Genomic DNA, 17,193 nt, shown 5'->3' with positions numbered 1-17,193 from the left:
TGAGCTCAAGCGCTTTGCTCCAACTGACGGCCGGCGCCGCGTTTTTTCAAGTGAATCATCAACAGGGAAATCGCCGCCGGCGTCACGCCCGGAATGCGCGAAGCCTGGCCCAGGGTCTCCGGACGGGTGACGCCAAGCTTGCTCTGGATCTCTTTCGAGAGCCCGGAAATCTTGGTGTAGTCGATATCCACAGGCAATTTGGTGTCTTCGCTGGCCCGCAGGCGAGCGATTTCGTCCTGTTGGCGATCGATGTAGCCGGCGTATTTGGTCTTGATTTCAACCTGCTCAGCGACTTGTGGATCTTCTGCGCCCTGCCCGGTCACTTCCACCAGTCCGACGTAGTCGATTTCCGGACGGCTCAACAGGTTCAGCAGGTTGTATTCGTGCGTCAGCGGGGTGCCGAATTTTTCGGCAATCGCATCGCCCTGTGGGGTGCCGGGGCGAACCCAGGTGCTCTTCAGGCGTTGTTCTTCCAGCTCGATGCTCTCGCGTTTTTTGCAGAAAGCAGCCCAACGGGTGTCATCCACCAGGCCCAATTCGCGACCTTTCTCGGTCAGGCGCAGGTCGGCGTTGTCTTCACGCAGGATCAGGCGGTACTCGGCACGGGAAGTGAACATCCGATACGGTTCTTGAGTACCCAGGGTAATCAGGTCGTCGACCAACACTCCGATATAGGCCTCATCGCGACGCGGGCACCAGCTGTCTTTGCCCTGGGCGCGCAGCGCAGCGTTGGTACCGGCCAGCAAACCTTGGGCGCCGGCCTCTTCGTAACCGGTAGTGCCATTGATCTGGCCAGCGAAAAACAGGCCGCCGATGACTTTGGTTTCCAGGCTGTACTTCAGGTCCCGCGGGTCGAAGTAGTCGTACTCGATGGCATAACCCGGACGAACGATGTGCGCGTTTTCCATGCCGCGGATCGATTGCACGATCTGCAACTGCACATCGAACGGCAGGGATGTGGAGATCCCGTTCGGGTACAGCTCATGAGTGGTCAGGCCTTCGGGTTCGATAAAGACCTGATGGCTTTCCTTGTCGGCAAAGCGATGGATCTTGTCTTCGATCGATGGGCAGTAACGCGGGCCAATACCTTCGATTACACCGGAATACATCGGCGAGCGGTCGAGGTTGGAGGCGATGATTTCGTGAGTCCGGGCGTTGGTATGGGTAATCCAGCAGCTGACTTGCCGTGGATGCTGCTCTTTTGAGCCCATGAACGACATGACCGGGATCGGGGTATCGCCCGGCTGCTCGGACATCACCGAGAAATCCACCGAACGCCCGTCAATGCGTGGCGGCGTACCGGTTTTCAGGCGTCCGACACGCAGAGGCAGTTCGCGCAGGCGCTGTGCCAGAGCAATCGACGGCGGATCGCCGGCGCGACCACCGGAGTAATTCTGCATACCGATGTGGATAAGTCCGCCAAGGAAGGTCCCGGTGGTCAGCACCACGGAATCGGCGAAGAAACGCAGGCCCATCTGAGTCACAACACCGCGAACCTGGTCCTGTTCCACGATCAGGTCGTCAGCGGCTTGTTGAAATATCCACAGGTTCGGCTGGTTTTCCAATATTTCGCGGACAGCCGCCTTGTACAGAATGCGGTCGGCCTGGGCACGTGTCGCTCGTACCGCCGGGCCTTTGCGGCTGTTCAATACGCGAAATTGAATACCACCTTTATCGGTGGCAATGGCCATCGCGCCGCCAAGGGCGTCGATTTCCTTGACCAGGTGGCTTTTGCCAATGCCACCAATGGCTGGGTTGCAGCTCATGGCACCGAGGGTTTCCACGTTATGCGTCAGCAACAGGGTTTTTGCCCCCATGCGTGCTGATGCAAGTGCTGCCTCGGTACCGGCATGACCGCCGCCGATGACGATCACTTCAAAACGGGAAGGGAAATCCACCACGCACCTCGTGCCTGCTTCAGTTAGGTAATTAGGAATAGGTCTGGGCTCAGGTTTTTGAACCAGGTCGACAAGTATAGGGACTTCCCCACCTCTAAAGAACCCTTTGCACAAAATTTAACCAGCTGTGGATGAATCACAGTCAATAGAAATTAAAAGAGAGAAAGTTATTAAATCTTTGTTTTTATGTTTATTCTTACTGAGCACCTTTTCTGTGGATAGATTGATACAGGCCTTTATTCACGTGATGTACAGAGGTTTAAAAGTCTGTGGTCATGTGCTCATGAGGCCATTGGATAACCGGTTTAAGCCTGTGGATTAAAGCAGTGGTTATCCACAGATGGGTTTTTCCTCAGTTTTGAGGCCCTGTTATCAACCGAGCACAGGGGCAGTTATTCACAGGGCTTAATCCACAGAAAACGGTCTTTCAAGCAAATGCCGGGCACGAGAAAGCCGCCAGGACGAAAGATTTCATCTGGCAAGAACGTGGTTTTTTTAAAAGAAGGGAAGCAGACAGGCGCGAACGGCCTGTCTGGGTGCAACGCAGGAGCTATTTACCGATGCAGAAACTGGAGAAAATTCGCCCTAACAGGTCATCCGAGCTGAACGCCCCGGTAATTTCTCCCAACAGTTGCTGAGCCTGGCGTAAATCTTCGGCCAGGAGCTCGCCAGCACCGGCCAGGGTCAGTTGAGCTCGTCCGTGCTCAAGGGCGGCACTGGCATGGCGCAGGGCTTCCAGGTGACGCCTGCGTGCGCTGAAGCTGCTTTCCGAGGTCTGCTCAAAGCCCATGCAGGCCTTCAGGTGCTCGCGCAGCAGTTCCAGGCCCATGCCGGCAGACTTGGCGCTGAGGCTGATGGTGACGTGGCCATCGTCGCTGACCTCGAGGGCAATCGCTTCCCCGGTAAGATCCGCCTTGTTGCGGATCAGCGTGACCTTAGACGGATCCGGGCGCTGCTCGAGGAACTCCGGCCATAGGGCGAAGGGATCCGCAGCCTCGGGCGCCGTGGCGTCCATCACCAGCAGGACCCGATCCGCCTCGCCAATGGCCTTGAGCGCACGCTGCACACCGATTTTCTCCACCTGGTCATCGGTATCGCGCAAGCCTGCGGTGTCCACCACATGCAGTGGCATGCCATCGATGTGGATATGTTCGCGCAGGATGTCCCGGGTGGTGCCGGCGATCTCAGTAACGATGGCGGCTTCCCGTCCGGCCAATGCATTGAGCAGGCTGGATTTACCGGCATTTGGCCGGCCGGCGATAACCACGGTCATGCCGTCACGCAGCAATGCGCCTTGCCCGGCTTCGCGCAACACGCTGGCCAACTCGTCGCGCACCTTATCCAGCATGCTCAGCACGTGGCCATCGGCGAGGAAGTCGATTTCCTCTTCAGGAAAATCAATCGCGGCTTCGACGTAGATACGCAAGCCGATCAACTGCTCAGTCAAGTTATGCACACGTTGGGAAAACGCCCCCTGCAACGAGCGCAAGGCATTGCGCGCGGCCTGGGTTGAGCTGGCTTCGATCAGGTCGGCGATCGCTTCGGCCTGGGCCAGGTCGAGCTTGTCATTGAGGAAGGCCCGTTCGCTGAACTCCCCCGGCCGGGCCAGGCGACAGCCCAGCTGCAGGCAACGCTGCAACAGCATGTCGAGCACGATCGGGCCGCCGTGCCCCTGAAGTTCCAGGACATCTTCGCCAGTGAACGAGTTCGGGCCAGGGAAATACAGGGCGATCCCTTCATCCAGTACTTCGTCGAGGTCACCGAAAAAGGGTCCGTAATGGGCAAAGCGTGGTTTCAGTTCGCGACCGCTGATGGCGTTGGCGGCGACGCTGGCCAGCGGTCCGGAAATTCGCACGATGCCCACGCCACCGCGACCTTGAGCTGTGGCGACGGCAGCGATGGTTTCACGAGGGATATTCATAACCCGAGATCCAGACAAAAGTGGCAGATAGCAAAACGCCCCACTAGGGGGCGTTTTGAGTGGTTATCCACAGAGTAAGTTACGCCTCGGCTTTTTTGGTAGCCGCTTCGATCTTACGAGTGATGTACCACTGTTGAGAGATCGACAACACGTTGTTGACCACCCAGTACAGAACCAGACCAGCCGGGAACCACAGGAAGAAGAAGGTGAAGATGATTGGCATCATTTTCATGACCTTCGCCTGCATCGGATCCGGAGGTGTCGGGTTCAGACGCTGCTGGATGAACATGGTCGCGCCCATGATGATCGGCAGGATAAAGAACGGGTCTTTGATCGACAGGTCGGTTATCCACAGCATGAACGGAGCCTGGCGCATTTCCACGCTTTCCAGGAGTACCCAGTACAGCGAAAGGAATACCGGCATCTGCACCAGAATCGGCAAGCATCCACCCAGCGGGTTGATCTTCTCTTTCTTGTACAGCTCCATCATGGCTTGCGACATTTTCTGCCGGTCATCGCCATGTTGTTCTTTCAGCGCAGCCAGTTTCGGGGCTACAGCACGCATGCGCGCCATGGATTTGTAGCTGGCAGCCGACAGTGGGAAGAAGATCCCCTTGATCAGCATGGTCAGGAAAATGATCGACCAACCCCAGTTACCCACCAGGCTGTGGATATGTTGCAGCAACCAGAAGATCGGTTGAGCAATGAACCACAGGAAGCCGTAATCCACAGTCAGTTCCAGACCTGGGGACAACTCTTTGAGTACGGCCTGGCTTTTCGGACCGGCGTAAAGGGTGGCGCTGGTTTCAGCCTTGGCACCTGGAGCGACGGTCAACGCCGGGCCAGTGAAGCCAATGATGTAGTTGCCTTTGCTGTCTTTACGGGCCAGAACGACGTTATTTTCGTCTTTTGGCGGAATCCACGCCGTTACAAAGTAGTGCTGAAGCCATGCAACCCAACCACCTTTCACGGTTTCCGTGATCGGCGCCTTGGTTTTGTCTTCGTTCACTTTGTCCATGTCCTTCATGGACACTTTTTTGTACGGCTCGGAACTTGTCCACAGGGCAGCGCCAAGGTAAGTCGCGGTGCCGGTGGCGGTGCTCGACGATGGATCGGCGCTGGAGTCACGCTTCAACTGCGCGAACATTGCACCTGTCCACGGTTGGGCGCTCTGGTTGTCGATGATGTAGGTGACAACCACGTCATACAGGCCGCGTTTCAAGGTGAAACGCTTGATGTAGTTGACGCCGTCCTTGCTGAACTTCAGGTCAACGACCAGTTGATCCTGACCGTCAGCCAGTTGATAACTTTTCTTCTCCGAGGAGAACACCGGGCGGCCTGTCGAGCTGGCGTCAGGGCCGTTGGTGCCAATCAGACCACTTTGAGCCTGGTAAACACGTTCGCCACCGTTATCGAACAGTTGGAACGGAATTTCCGGGTGATCTTGACGGCGTGGATACAGCGGCAGCTTCAGCTGGGCAACATCACCGCCTTGTGGATCGATAGCCAGATCCAATACATCCGTCTTGATTTGGATGAGGTCTTTGCTGACCGCCACTGGAACTTCAGCGGGGGCACTGGTATCGCTCGCAGCGCGTGGAATGTCGTCACTGGCGGAAGTGTTGTTGCCATTTACCGTGTCGGGAAGACCCGCAGGGGTAGTGTTGGCAGCAACATTCTGAGTCGGCAGGGCAGCCTGGCCATAATCCTGGTTCCATTTAAGGACCATGACATAAGCCACGATTGCCAGGGCGACGATCAGGATCGTGCGTTTAATATCCATGATTACTCGGCCATCGAAGAAGAACGGGAGGTAGGGATAGGTGGAACCGGGTCATAACCACCGGGATTCCACGGATGACAGCGACCTAAACGACGAAAGGTCAGCCAGCCACCGCGTAGAAGGCCATGATTTTCGATGGCTTCATACGCGTAGCAGGAACAACTGGGGTAGAAACGACAGTGACTGGCCATCAGAGGACTAATGGCATAGCGATAAAACTGGATCGGAACGAGCGCCAGTTTACGCATCAGGACTGTCTACCCCTGCAGTTTCGGTTTTGACTGCTGGTACCGGCTTGTTACGAGCCAGACGTTTCCAGAGCTTATCGAAATGCTGAATCAATTCGGGGCTTTCTACATCGCCCAAACCTTTGCGCGCGACGATAACGATGTCCCAGCCGACCAGAGAATCCTGGTGCAGGCGAAACGATTCGCGCATCAAACGTTTCAGGCGGTTGCGCTCAACGGAGAGCTTTACGCTCTTCTTTCCGATAACCAGCCCCAGACGGGGGTGATCAAGGTCGTTGTTGCGCGCAAGGAGCAGGAGATTTTTCCCCGGAACCTTGCCGGTAGGGGAGTCAAAGACTGCCTTGAAATGCCGGGGAGTAAGCAGACGCTTTTCCCGACTGAAGTCCTGACTCACCTCCAGTGCCGGATTATCAAACTGCCAGACGCGCACGACCTTTGGCGCGACGACGCGACAGGACGGCACGGCCGTTCTTGGTAGCCATGCGAGCACGGAAACCGTGAGTACGAGCGCGTTTGATAGTGCTTGGTTGGAAAGTACGTTTCATGTCGTGTTACCTGGTTCGTCCACAACGGGCCGGAATGGCCCCCGTTTTAAGAGACCGGCGATTCTAGAGAATGCAAGCCTCTAGGTCAATTTCCAACCAGCTTTTCCTTGTAAACAGATATGGGCGGCTGTTGGTTCGAGACACCGGTTACCTAGATATAGAAATAAAGAAGGGAATTATTTAAAGCTTTTCTGTAAAGCTTATAAAAGCTAGGCAGCCACTCTTCTGTGGATAAGTACCTTAAGCCCTTGAACGACGTACTGTACAGGGAATGACAACACTGTCGAGAAGCGGTGCTCTGCCTGTGCTGCGCTATCGGATAAGCTGTGTGTGGAATAGGTAGTTATCCACAGCCAGGTTATCCACCGAGTTTGGCCCCCACTTGTACAACGACCTTAAGTGGGGTTATCCACAGAGCTTATGCACATACCATTGGTCGTGTTTTTTCCGGTTAAGACATTGATTCTTAGTGGTCTGTGAGCAACCTACGTGTGGATAAGTCTGCGTGCGGCCGCTACAATGGCGGCTGTTTTTGCCTCACCGGCTTTCAACTTAGGGGATATCCGTGTCAGTGGAACTTTGGCAGCAGTGCGTGGAGCTTCTGCGTGATGAGCTGCCTGCCCAGCAATTCAACACTTGGATCCGTCCGCTACAGGTCGAAGCCGAAGGCGACGAGTTGCGTGTCTACGCACCGAATCGTTTTGTTCTCGATTGGGTCAATGAAAAGTACCTGGGTCGTGTGCTCGAGCTGCTCGATGAGCACGGCAATGGTTCAACACCTGCGCTCTCCTTATTAATAGGCAGCAAACGCAGTTCGGCACCCCGGGCTGCGCCTAACGCGCCTTTGGCGGCTGCCGCTTCCAAAGCCCAGGCGGCTGAACCTTCCAGTGCGCCAGTAAGTGCCCCGCCACCGACCAAGGCTTCTGCGAAGAAAGTCGCCCATGTCAGTGAAGAGCCTTCCCGTGACAGCTTCGACCCGATGGCCGGCGCCAGCTCGCAGCAGGCACCGGTGCGCGCCGAACAACGGACTGTCCAGGTCGAAGGTGCGCTCAAGCACACCAGCTACCTGAACCGCACCTTCACCTTTGAAAACTTCGTCGAAGGTAAATCCAACCAGCTGGCGCGTGCCGCTGCCTGGCAGGTCGCGGACAACCCCAAGCATGGCTACAACCCGCTGTTCCTGTATGGCGGTGTAGGTCTGGGTAAGACTCACTTGATGCACGCTGTGGGTAACCACCTATTAAAGAAGAATCCGAATGCCAAGGTCGTGTACCTGCATTCCGAGCGCTTCGTGGCCGACATGGTCAAGGCCCTGCAACTGAACGCCATCAACGAGTTCAAGCGCTTCTACCGCTCGGTGGATGCGTTGCTGATCGATGACATTCAGTTCTTCGCCCGCAAGGAGCGTTCCCAGGAAGAGTTTTTCCACACCTTCAACGCCCTGCTCGAAGGTGGGCAACAGGTGATCCTCACCAGTGACCGCTACCCGAAAGAGATCGAAGGCCTCGAAGAGCGTCTGAAATCGCGTTTTGGCTGGGGCCTGACGGTGGCCGTGGAGCCGCCGGAGCTGGAAACCCGGGTCGCGATCCTGATGAAGAAGGCCGACCAGGCCAAAGTCGATCTGCCGCACGATGCCGCGTTTTTCATTGCCCAGCGCATTCGGTCCAACGTGCGTGAGCTGGAGGGTGCGCTCAAGCGTGTCATCGCTCACTCGCACTTCATGGGGCGCGACATCACCATCGAGTTGATTCGCGAATCCCTGAAGGACCTGCTGGCCTTGCAGGACAAGTTGGTCTCTGTGGATAACATTCAGCGCACCGTCGCCGAGTACTACAAGATCAAGATTTCCGACCTGCTGTCCAAGCGTCGCTCGCGCTCCGTTGCGCGTCCACGCCAGGTGGCCATGGCCTTGTCCAAAGAGCTGACCAACCACAGCCTGCCGGAAATCGGCGATGTGTTCGGCGGCCGCGATCACACCACGGTCTTGCACGCATGCCGCAAGATCAATGAACTTAAGGAATCCGACGCGGACATCCGCGAGGACTACAAGAACCTGCTGCGTACACTGACCACTTGATGACACCAGCGCAGCTTATTAAGGCAAGGGACTAGACCATGCATTTCACCATTCAACGCGAAGCCCTGTTGAAACCCCTGCAACTGGTCGCAGGCGTCGTCGAACGCCGCCAGACCTTGCCGGTGCTCTCCAACGTGCTGTTGGTCGTCGAAGGCCAGCAGCTGTCGCTGACCGGTACCGACCTGGAAGTCGAGCTGGTCGGTCGCGTGCAACTTGAAGAGCCAGCCGAGCCTGGCGAAATCACCGTGCCGGCGCGCAAGCTGATGGACATCTGCAAAAGCCTGCCCAACGACGCCTTGATCGATATCAAGCTCGATGAGCAGAAGCTGGTGGTCAAGGCCGGCCGTAGCCGTTTCACTCTGTCGACTCTGCCAGCCAATGACTTCCCGACTGTCGAGGAAGGCCCGGGCTCGCTGACCTGCAGCCTGGAGCAGAGCAAGTTGCGTCGTCTGATCGAACGCACCAGCTTCGCCATGGCCCAGCAGGACGTGCGCTACTACCTCAACGGTATGCTGCTGGAAGTATCGGCCGGCATCATTCGTGCCGTGGCCACCGATGGTCATCGTCTGGCCATGTGCTCGATGCAAGCCGATATCGGCCAGCCGGATCGCCACCAGGTGATCGTGCCGCGCAAAGGTATCCTGGAGCTGGCACGCCTGCTCACCGAGCCGGATGGCAACGTCAGCATCGTCCTGGGTCAGCACCACATTCGCGCCACCACCGGCGAGTTCACCTTTACCTCGAAGCTGGTCGATGGCAAGTTCCCGGATTACGAGCGTGTGCTGCCTAAAGGTGGCGACAAGCTGGTACTGGGCGACCGTCAGGCGCTGCGTGAAGCCTTCAGCCGTACTGCGATTCTCTCCAACGAGAAGTACCGTGGTATCCGTCTGCAATTGGCCAATGGTCAATTGAAGATCCAGGCCAACAACCCGGAACAGGAAGAGGCGGAAGAAGAAGTCGGCGTGGAATACAACGGCGGCTCCCTGGAAATCGGCTTTAACGTCAGCTATCTGCTCGACGTGCTGGGGGTGATGACCACCGAACAGGTGCGCCTGATCCTCTCCGATTCCAACAGCAGCGCCCTGGTCCAGGAATCCGACAACGACGACTCGGCTTACGTTGTCATGCCGATGCGCCTGTAACCATGCTCAGCAGAAGCTAGATGTCCCTCAGTCGCGTCTCGGTCACCGCGGTGCGCAATCTGCACCCGGTGACCTTCTCCCCCTCCCCCCGCATCAACCTTCTCTACGGCGCCAATGGCAGTGGCAAAACCAGCGTGCTCGAAGCCATCCACTTGCTGGGGCTTGCTCGCTCGTTTCGCAGTGCTCGACTGTTGCCGGTAATCCAGTACGAGCAGTTGGCGTGCACCGTGTTTGGCCAGGTCGAACTGGCGGAAGGCGGGCATAGCAGCTTGGGAATTTCCCGGGATCGGCAGGGAGAGTTTCAGATTCGCATCGACGGGCAGAACGCTCGCAGCGCAGCTCAGTTGGCGGAAATCCTGCCGCTGCAACTGATCAACCCCGACAGCTTTCGCCTGCTGGAAGGGGCTCCGAAAATTCGCCGACAGTTTCTCGACTGGGGTGTGTTCCACGTGGAACCCCGCTTCATGTCGACCTGGCAGCGCTTGCAGAAGGCCCTGAGGCAGCGGAACTCATGGCTGCGGCATGGTACACTTGACGCCGCTTCGCAAGCAGCCTGGGACCGGGAACTGTGTCAGGCCAGCGCTGAAATTGATGAATACCGCCGCGCTTATATCAAAGCCTTGAAACCAGTCTTTGAGCGGACCTTGGGCGAACTGTTGGAGCTCGAGGGCCTGACGCTTAGCTATTACCGTGGTTGGGATAAAGACCGGGAGCTCAGTGATGTGCTCGCGACGTCCCTGCACCGTGATCAGCAGATGGGTCATACCCAGGCCGGTCCCCAGCGTGCTGATTTGCGCCTCAAGTTGGGTGCGCATAACGCCGCGGATATCTTGTCCCGCGGCCAGCAGAAACTGGTGGTCTGTGCCTTGCGCATTGCCCAAGGGCACTTGGTCAGCCAGGCCCGGCGCGGGCAGTGTATTTATCTGGTGGATGACTTGCCGTCCGAGTTGGACGAGCAGCATCGCCGCGCACTTTGTCGCTTGTTGGAAGACTTACGCTGCCAGGTGTTTATCACCTGTGTAGACCACGAATTATTGAGGGAAGGCTGGCAGACGGAAACGCCAGTCGCTCTGTTCCACGTGGAACAGGGCCGTATCACCCAGACCCACGACCATCGGGAGTGAAGGCATGAGCGAAGAAAATACGTACGACTCGACCAGCATTAAAGTGCTGAAAGGTTTGGATGCCGTACGCAAACGTCCCGGTATGTACATTGGTGACACCGACGATGGCAGCGGTCTGCACCACATGGTGTTCGAGGTGGTCGACAACTCGATCGACGAAGCACTGGCTGGCCACTGCGACGACATCAGCATCATCATCCACCCGGACGAATCCATCACTGTGCGCGACAACGGTCGCGGCATTCCGGTTGATGTGCATAAAGAAGAAGGCGTTTCCGCAGCCGAAGTCATCATGACTGTGCTGCACGCCGGCGGTAAGTTCGACGACAACTCCTACAAAGTATCCGGCGGCTTGCACGGTGTGGGTGTGTCGGTAGTGAACGCTTTGTCTGCTGAGCTGATCCTGACTGTTCGCCGTAGCGGCAAGATCTGGGAACAGACTTACGTGCACGGCGTACCGCAAGAGCCGATGAAGATCGTTGGCGAAAGCGAAACCACCGGTACCCAGATTCACTTCAAGCCTTCGGCTGAAACCTTCAAGAACATCCACTTCAGCTGGGACATCCTGGCCAAGCGGATTCGTGAATTGTCCTTCCTCAACTCCGGTGTCGGCATCGTCCTCAAGGATGAGCGCAGCGGCAAGGAAGAGCTGTTCAAGTACGAAGGCGGCCTGCGTGCATTCGTTGAATACCTGAACACCAACAAGACTGCGGTCAACCAGGTGTTCCACTTCAGCATGCAGCGTGAAGACGGCATCGGCGTGGAAATCGCCCTGCAGTGGAACGACAGCTTCAACGAGAACCTGTTGTGCTTCACCAACAACATTCCACAGCGTGACGGCGGTACCCACCTGGTGGGCTTCCGTTCGGCCCTGACCCGTAACCTGAATAACTACATCGAACAGGAAGGCCTGGCGAAGAAGCACAAAGTCGCCACCACCGGTGACGATGCCCGTGAAGGCCTGACCGCGATTATCTCGGTCAAGGTGCCGGATCCGAAGTTCAGCTCCCAGACCAAAGACAAGCTGGTGTCTTCCGAAGTGAAGACCGCGGTCGAACAGGAAATGGGCAAGTACTTCTCCGACTTCCTGCTGGAAAATCCGAACGAAGCCAAGCTGGTGGTCGGCAAGATGATCGACGCTGCCCGTGCCCGTGAAGCGGCGCGCAAGGCTCGTGAAATGACCCGCCGTAAAGGCGCGCTGGATATCGCCGGCCTGCCGGGCAAACTGGCGGACTGCCAGGAAAAAGACCCTGCCCTCTCCGAGCTTTACCTCGTGGAAGGTGACTCTGCTGGCGGTTCCGCCAAGCAGGGTCGCAACCGTCGTACCCAGGCCATCCTGCCGTTGAAGGGCAAGATCCTCAACGTCGAGAAAGCTCGCTTCGACAAGATGATTTCCTCGCAAGAGGTCGGCACCCTGATCACCGCCCTGGGCTGCGGTATCGGTCGCGACGAGTACAACATCGAGAAGCTGCGTTACCACAACATCATCATCATGACCGATGCTGACGTCGACGGTTCGCACATCCGTACCCTGCTGCTGACCTTCTTCTTCCGTCAGTTGCCGGAGCTGATCGAGCGCGGCTACATCTACATCGCTCAGCCGCCGCTGTACAAGGTGAAGAAAGGCAAGCAAGAGCAATACATCAAAGACGACGACGCCATGGAAGAGTACATGACGCAGTCGGCCCTTGAAGACGCCAGCCTGCACCTGAACGAAGAAGCCCCGGGCATCTCCGGCGAGGCGCTGGAGCGCCTGGTAAACGACTTCCGCATGGTGATGAAGACCCTCAAGCGTCTGTCGCGCCTGTACCCTCAGGAACTGACCGAGCACTTCATCTACCTGCCTGCCGTCAGCCTGGAACAGCTGGGCGATCATGCCGCGATGCAGGATTGGCTGGCCCAGTACGAAGTGCGCCTGCGCACCGTCGAGAAGTCCGGCCTGGTCTACAAGGCCAGCCTGCGTGAAGACCGTGAACGTAACGTCTGGCTGCCAGAGGTCGAACTGATCTCCCACGGCCTGTCGAACTACATCACGTTCAACCGCGACTTCTTCGGCAGTAACGATTACAAGACCGTCGTCACCCTGGGCGCGCAGTTGAGCACCCTGTTGGACGAAGGCGCGTACATCCAGCGCGGCGAGCGCAAGAAAGCCATCACCGAGTTCAAGGAAGCCCTTGAGTGGCTGATGGCTGAAAGCACCAAGCGTCACACCATCCAGCGCTACAAAGGTCTGGGTGAAATGAACCCGGATCAGCTGTGGGAAACCACCATGGACCCAAGCCAGCGCCGGATGCTCAAAGTGACCATCGAAGACGCCATTGGCGCAGACCAGATCTTCAACACCCTGATGGGTGATGCGGTCGAACCTCGCCGTGACTTCATCGAAAGCAATGCCCTGGCCGTGTCCAACCTGGATTTCTGATCCCGGGACACAGCTGAAAATAAAAAGGCCGACGCTTAGCGTTGGCCTTTTTTATTGGCAGATTGTTCAATCCGTCATCTATAACGATTTATGTTTTTATCCGGCCAAGGCAGCCATGGCGAATGCTCAAGAAAATCATTGAAGATGAATATGCCGGTAATCGTTGCCACCCCCATGAGTGGTTAAACCCCGACTCGGCGCAGGTGCTGTCCGCGTTCAACCGCCTGGACGGAAAGGCTTTCAGCTCGACGGTTTTTTTCTTCAGCGACGAGACCCTGATGCATATCGGGGGCGGTGCGGCCGAGCAGTATGTGGTTTTTATCGCCCAGGACATCGACCAATCGTTGCAAACCCTGCTCAGCGCAGACAGTCCTGACGATCAGCAGATTGAACTGGTCGCGGGCGGCCAGTCCGGCAGTTACCCTCGGCATCAGTGTGTGGCTAAAGAGCGGGCGAGGCAGGCCCTGGCTTATTTCTCGGACTATGGCTCGGCCGATCCCGATCTGGCTTGGGAAGTGGAAGGCTAACTGGACAATAAGGACGTTGACCTTGGCAGGTACAAGCAGCCACCTATTCGATGAAGCACGCTACCCCATCGCCTGGCGTTTCAATGCCGCGGATTGTGCTCTGAGTGCGGACGACAAACAGCGAATCGTGCTGTTTGATCAGGCAGCGTCACAGGCGTTATGGGACCGATTCATTCCAGTGCCCAGCCTTATCACTGAGCTGCCCAGCCTGTTTCAATGCCATGAAAAAACCACACTGGATTTTGCCCGGCGCGCAGAGTCGTCGTTGTTCTTCGAGCGGCGCATAAGCCCCGAGGCAGACCTGCTCTGGCTGTTCTGGGGCAGACGCTGCGCGGCGCAGGTGCCCAGGGATATTTTTATAAAATGTTGGGACGACTTTTTCTATCCGTCCGATGAGAATACGGCCCTGGTTATGCCGGGCAGTGCAGAGGTCATATTTTCCTTCGAGGAAAACTTCTTTTACGGACAGTTCGTGAGGCCCATGGCGGCGCCTCTGTGAGATGGAATGGATAACTCGACAGCACAGTTTCACAAGATCATTTTCAAACTCACCCTCGACGCCGACGGTTACCCACCGGTGGAGTACGAGTCGCTGTGGGGCATCCAACGGGGCGCAGGTGTCTACGAGTTGGACAACACGCCCTACTATCTCTACGGCGTGAGCAAGGGGGACTGGGTACTGACTCGCGCCGATGCCCATGAGCTGATCGCTACCCGCGTGGTGCGGCAATCCGGGCACACGACGCTGCGGGTTTTTGCCGAGCGCGAGTCAGAGCGCTCGAGCATTGTGCAGCACCTGCGCAGTCTCGGCGCCAGGTGTACGGTTACCCGGGGCCTATCGCTGTTCACTGTGGATATCGCGCCCGAGGTCAGTTTTTCCGCAATCGACCACTACCTGTCCTCCATCACCGACGACCAACATATCGCCTATGAAGATGCCTGCTTACAGCACGGGGCCATTGAGCCTGCGCGCATGAACGAGTGCTCTTCACTGGCTTCACTTGAGGTTCAAGCATGACTGTTGAATGGCCTGCCAGTTTTTTCAGCGCAACCCTGGAAGACGATGTATGGCTTGTGGCTTTTGCCGATGCCGCCGATGAGCCCGAGCACTACCTGTTGTTGCAACGCAGCACCGAGTGCGACGAACAGGACGCAGCCCTGGGCCAGGACACCTACCATCTCGAAATCTCCAGCCCTGCCCTCTCCGGCTATGGCGGGGTTGCACAGGTGCGTATCGAACAGGACCGCATCATTTTCAGCATGGCCAGCTCCGTCACCTGGTGTATGGGCCTGGATCAGCTGGTGCTGTTGCTGGCACCTGAGCTGCAAGACGATCCGGCCATCGAACAGGCGCTTCGAGAGGTGTTTGTCGAGCAGTTGACCCCGATCCGGGGCTGAGCCCGGTTCGGCTCTTTTCACCCTTTGTAAAAACAGTAATCGCTCGGAAGTTTGTTATGGATGATGAAAACCAGGAAATATCGATCCGGGTCGTCGCGGGGCAGAATGACCATGGCCCAGTCTATGAGCCGCTGCATGTACGGCGGATCGATGCGGACAGTTACGAGATTCTCTACTCACCGGGGCTGACGCTGAACCTGGCCAAGGGCGATATTATTTCGATCAAGGACCCGCATGTCCCCGCCGTGGTGCTCAAGCGTGGCGGTAACTTCTGCATCCATATTTATTCGAATCACATCCCGGAAGAACACATCATCGCCCTGGGGGCGGATGTGGCGACCGAGTTGGGCGGCATGCTCGACGGGCGCTATAAGGGCAATCTGACATTGTCGGTGCCGGCGCGAAACGGCATGGACAACATCGCCCTGTTCTTCAACCGTTTCCGCGAGACCACGGGCATCGAGTGGTACTACGCCAACATCTATAAAAACCTCGATGACACCAATGACGAGACCTTGCTCAATTGGTGGCTGGATAGCTGACCGCGAACGGAGTGAAGACGAGCATGAGCTATGAATATCGTCTGGTGTTTGATGAGCCGCTGGACGTGCGGCAGGTCATGGATCAGCTGCGCGGCAGTGCGAATTGTGTGCGGGCTGCCGAGCAGGTGGTCGAGTTCAAGGACCCTGGCCTGGGCAGCCGCGCCGACTATGATCTGCGCCTGACCTTCGAGAGCGAGCAGACGCTGTGGATGGAGTTGCTGTTTCGGACCGCGGCGTTGCACGAGTGCCTGGAGCCGGCACTGCGGGGGCGTCGTTTCAGGTGTTTCGAAGACGGTGACAGCGATGACGAGGTGGCACTCGAACAGGTCTTTGCCTTGGGCAGGACTCTCCCTATTTTCCCTTGATGGCTGGGCCAATGAACGAACGACAGCAGCTTATCTGTGAACGCTACGACCTCGCTCCCCAGGCGCCGGAGCCGATGATTGCACTGGCCACCGGCTCCCTTGCGCAGTCGCCCATCTATGGCACCCGGGTCGAGTTGCCCGAGAACGGCACGGTCAGTTGGTTTATCCACTGCGGCGAACATTCCACCGCCGTGGATTTCTACCAGCCCCTATGCGCCGAGCACCTGGTCGAGCTGCTGCCGGAGGTGATCGATTACCTGTACCTGCCGAGCGGGACGCGTTTCATCATCGACCGCGCCGGCTATGAAGATGTCTGGCAGGACCCACAATGATATCAAGCCGCTATTAACGGCCAGCAGTCAGTTGCCCTGCTCCCCAGGCGACGCGACACTTTCCAGCCGGTAGCCGTAACCGTAGATGGTCAGCAACTGCCAGCCACGGTCTGTGGTCAGCCCCAACTTGTTGCGAAGGCGGTAGATGTGGGTGTCCAGCGGCCGTGAGGACACGATCTCTTCGTGGGTCCAGAACCGCTGGTACAGGTATTCCCGTGACAGCGGTCGCCCCAGGTTGTCGAACAGGCAGCGCGCCAGGCGGTATTCGCGGTCGGTAAGGCTGATGGGTTGACCTGCCCGGGTCACGGTCAGCTCCGCATCATCGAAGGTCAGGTCATTGAAGCTCAGCACTTCGGTGGCGGTGCTGCGCTGCAAACCGTGGCGGCGCAGTACCGCCATGACCCGAGCCTTGAGCTCGTTGGGGCGGAAGGGTTTGCTGACGTAATCGTCGGCCCCGGCATTCAGCGCCTGGACGATATCGCTTTCGGCATCCCGGCTGGTGAGCATGATCGCGGCCGGCGGCGCTTCCATGTGTTCGCGGGTCCAGCGCAGCAATGACAGGCCGCTGAGGTCGGGCAGTTGCCAGTCGAGCACCAGCAGGTCAAAGGTCTCTCGACGCAGCTGGCGCAGCAGGTCCTCACCACGTTCGAAGCTGTGCAGGGTCCAGGGCTGGTCCCCCGGCCCGGGGATCTGTCGCAGTGTCTGTTCCACCCGGGCCAGTTCGGCGGGCTCGTCATCCAGTATTGCGACACGCATGCGGGGCAGTTCCTTGATTGCAGGGGGAGCACTGTGGCCGTTTTTTACGGCGTCTGAGTGGAGGTGAGTTTAGGCCGCCAAGGTGAATCTGAACAATTGTGGCGATTTGCTCT

At 57.5% G+C, this 17,193-nt stretch carries 18 protein-coding genes; 11 read left to right on the top strand and 7 right to left on the bottom strand.

Annotated elements, in window-relative coordinates:
• Window positions 1–5: 5 nt before the first annotated feature.
• The 6 genes from mnmG to rpmH all read right to left on the bottom strand — a co-directional run bounded on the left by mnmG (window position 6) and on the right by rpmH (window position 6,395).
• Window positions 6–1,898: a tRNA uridine-5-carboxymethylaminomethyl(34) synthesis enzyme MnmG gene (gene mnmG, locus ACOZJV_RS17985; protein WP_201128691.1), complete on the bottom strand. Its 1,893-nt coding sequence runs from the start codon at window positions 1,896–1,898 to the stop codon at window positions 6–8.
• A gap of 550 nt (window positions 1,899–2,448) precedes the next feature.
• A complete protein-coding gene (gene mnmE, locus ACOZJV_RS17980; protein WP_421548155.1) occupies window positions 2,449–3,819 on the bottom strand; it encodes a tRNA uridine-5-carboxymethylaminomethyl(34) synthesis GTPase MnmE in 1,371 nt (456 codons plus the stop codon).
• A 79-nt stretch (window positions 3,820–3,898) separates the two neighbouring features.
• Complete coding sequence (gene yidC / locus ACOZJV_RS17975) at window positions 3,899–5,602, bottom strand: membrane protein insertase YidC (protein ID WP_078470338.1); 1,704 nt, start codon at window positions 5,600–5,602, stop codon at window positions 3,899–3,901.
• Window positions 5,603–5,604: 2 nt separating this feature from the next.
• Window positions 5,605–5,850 carry a membrane protein insertion efficiency factor YidD gene (gene yidD / locus ACOZJV_RS17970; protein ID WP_010465488.1) on the bottom strand — a complete coding sequence of 82 codons (246 nt, stop codon included), beginning with the start codon at window positions 5,848–5,850 and terminating at the stop codon, window positions 5,605–5,607.
• Entirely contained in the window at window positions 5,843–6,244 is a 402-nt protein-coding gene (gene rnpA, locus ACOZJV_RS17965) for a ribonuclease P protein component (protein ID WP_020294939.1), read from the bottom strand. Before rnpA ends, yidD begins: the two co-directional genes overlap by 8 nt.
• A gap of 16 nt (window positions 6,245–6,260) precedes the next feature.
• Window positions 6,261–6,395, bottom strand: coding sequence for a 50S ribosomal protein L34 (rpmH, locus tag ACOZJV_RS17960; RefSeq protein ID WP_003213577.1), 135 nt, complete (start codon window positions 6,393–6,395; stop codon window positions 6,261–6,263).
• 565 nt (window positions 6,396–6,960) lie between these two features.
• Between rpmH and dnaA the strand changes: the two genes are divergently transcribed.
• From dnaA to ACOZJV_RS17905, 11 genes are all read left to right on the top strand, one after another.
• Window positions 6,961–8,472, top strand: a complete 1,512-nt coding sequence (gene dnaA, locus ACOZJV_RS17955; RefSeq protein ID WP_043228446.1) for a chromosomal replication initiator protein DnaA — start codon at window positions 6,961–6,963, stop codon at window positions 8,470–8,472.
• Window positions 8,473–8,510: 38 nt separating this feature from the next.
• Window positions 8,511–9,614: a DNA polymerase III subunit beta gene (gene dnaN, locus ACOZJV_RS17950; protein ID WP_020294941.1), complete on the top strand. Its 1,104-nt coding sequence runs from the start codon at window positions 8,511–8,513 to the stop codon at window positions 9,612–9,614.
• 20 nt (window positions 9,615–9,634) lie between these two features.
• Window positions 9,635–10,738 carry a DNA replication/repair protein RecF gene (gene recF, locus ACOZJV_RS17945; RefSeq protein ID WP_020294942.1) on the top strand — a complete coding sequence of 368 codons (1,104 nt, stop codon included), beginning with the start codon at window positions 9,635–9,637 and terminating at the stop codon, window positions 10,736–10,738.
• A 4-nt stretch (window positions 10,739–10,742) separates the two neighbouring features.
• The gene (gene gyrB, locus ACOZJV_RS17940) at window positions 10,743–13,160 is read left to right on the top strand and encodes a DNA topoisomerase (ATP-hydrolyzing) subunit B (protein WP_020294943.1); all 2,418 of its coding nucleotides are present in this window, start codon (window positions 10,743–10,745) and stop codon (window positions 13,158–13,160) included.
• A 122-nt stretch (window positions 13,161–13,282) separates the two neighbouring features.
• Window positions 13,283–13,687, top strand: a complete 405-nt coding sequence (locus ACOZJV_RS17935) for an Imm1 family immunity protein (protein ID WP_421548154.1) — start codon at window positions 13,283–13,285, stop codon at window positions 13,685–13,687.
• Between the two features lie 22 nt (window positions 13,688–13,709).
• Window positions 13,710–14,186, top strand: a complete 477-nt coding sequence (locus ACOZJV_RS17930; RefSeq protein WP_421548153.1) for a hypothetical protein — start codon at window positions 13,710–13,712, stop codon at window positions 14,184–14,186.
• Between the two features lie 6 nt (window positions 14,187–14,192).
• Window positions 14,193–14,705, top strand: coding sequence for a DUF4265 domain-containing protein (locus tag ACOZJV_RS17925; RefSeq protein ID WP_421548152.1), 513 nt, complete (start codon window positions 14,193–14,195; stop codon window positions 14,703–14,705).
• Window positions 14,702–15,085 (top strand): Imm10 family immunity protein, encoded by a 384-nt coding sequence (locus ACOZJV_RS17920; RefSeq protein WP_421548151.1) that lies wholly within the window; start codon window positions 14,702–14,704, stop codon window positions 15,083–15,085. Before ACOZJV_RS17925 ends, ACOZJV_RS17920 begins: the two co-directional genes overlap by 4 nt.
• A 56-nt stretch (window positions 15,086–15,141) precedes the next feature.
• A complete protein-coding gene (locus tag ACOZJV_RS17915; RefSeq protein ID WP_078470332.1) occupies window positions 15,142–15,627 on the top strand; it encodes a DUF4265 domain-containing protein in 486 nt (161 codons plus the stop codon).
• Between the two features lie 23 nt (window positions 15,628–15,650).
• Entirely contained in the window at window positions 15,651–15,992 is a 342-nt protein-coding gene (locus ACOZJV_RS17910; RefSeq protein ID WP_078470331.1) for a hypothetical protein, read from the top strand.
• Between the two features lie 11 nt (window positions 15,993–16,003).
• Entirely contained in the window at window positions 16,004–16,324 is a 321-nt protein-coding gene (locus ACOZJV_RS17905) for an immunity protein Imm33 domain-containing protein (protein ID WP_421548150.1), read from the top strand.
• 27 nt (window positions 16,325–16,351) lie between these two features.
• On the opposite strand, the gene ACOZJV_RS17900 is transcribed toward ACOZJV_RS17905, so the two are convergent.
• A complete protein-coding gene (locus tag ACOZJV_RS17900) occupies window positions 16,352–17,080 on the bottom strand; it encodes a response regulator transcription factor (RefSeq protein WP_078470329.1) in 729 nt (242 codons plus the stop codon).
• Window positions 17,081–17,193 lie beyond the last annotated feature (113 nt).

Source organism: Pseudomonas sp. QD4 (assembly GCF_049199125.1).
In the GTDB taxonomy this organism is placed as follows: domain Bacteria; phylum Pseudomonadota; class Gammaproteobacteria; order Pseudomonadales; family Pseudomonadaceae; genus Aquipseudomonas.
The sequence above is the reverse complement of the archived record's forward strand: the minus strand, read 5'-3'. Positions and strand labels throughout refer to the sequence as shown.

Coding starts and splice junctions, on each gene's coding strand:
- mnmE (WP_421548155.1), bottom strand. CDS start 3,819: ATGAATATCCCTCGTGAAACCATCGCTGCCGTCGCCACAGCTCAAGGT.
- ACOZJV_RS17925 (WP_421548152.1), top strand. CDS start 14,193: ATGGATAACTCGACAGCACAGTTTCACAAGATCATTTTCAAACTCACC.
- yidC (WP_078470338.1), bottom strand. CDS start 5,602: ATGGATATTAAACGCACGATCCTGATCGTCGCCCTGGCAATCGTGGCT.
- gyrB (WP_020294943.1), top strand. CDS start 10,743: ATGAGCGAAGAAAATACGTACGACTCGACCAGCATTAAAGTGCTGAAA.
- ACOZJV_RS17910 (WP_078470331.1), top strand. CDS start 15,651: ATGAGCTATGAATATCGTCTGGTGTTTGATGAGCCGCTGGACGTGCGG.
- ACOZJV_RS17915 (WP_078470332.1), top strand. CDS start 15,142: ATGGATGATGAAAACCAGGAAATATCGATCCGGGTCGTCGCGGGGCAG.
- rpmH (WP_003213577.1), bottom strand. CDS start 6,395: ATGAAACGTACTTTCCAACCAAGCACTATCAAACGCGCTCGTACTCAC.
- yidD (WP_010465488.1), bottom strand. CDS start 5,850: ATGCGTAAACTGGCGCTCGTTCCGATCCAGTTTTATCGCTATGCCATT.
- ACOZJV_RS17920 (WP_421548151.1), top strand. CDS start 14,702: ATGACTGTTGAATGGCCTGCCAGTTTTTTCAGCGCAACCCTGGAAGAC.
- ACOZJV_RS17900 (WP_078470329.1), bottom strand. CDS start 17,080: ATGCGTGTCGCAATACTGGATGACGAGCCCGCCGAACTGGCCCGGGTG.
- dnaN (WP_020294941.1), top strand. CDS start 8,511: ATGCATTTCACCATTCAACGCGAAGCCCTGTTGAAACCCCTGCAACTG.
- ACOZJV_RS17905 (WP_421548150.1), top strand. CDS start 16,004: ATGAACGAACGACAGCAGCTTATCTGTGAACGCTACGACCTCGCTCCC.
- ACOZJV_RS17935 (WP_421548154.1), top strand. CDS start 13,283: ATGCTCAAGAAAATCATTGAAGATGAATATGCCGGTAATCGTTGCCAC.
- recF (WP_020294942.1), top strand. CDS start 9,635: ATGTCCCTCAGTCGCGTCTCGGTCACCGCGGTGCGCAATCTGCACCCG.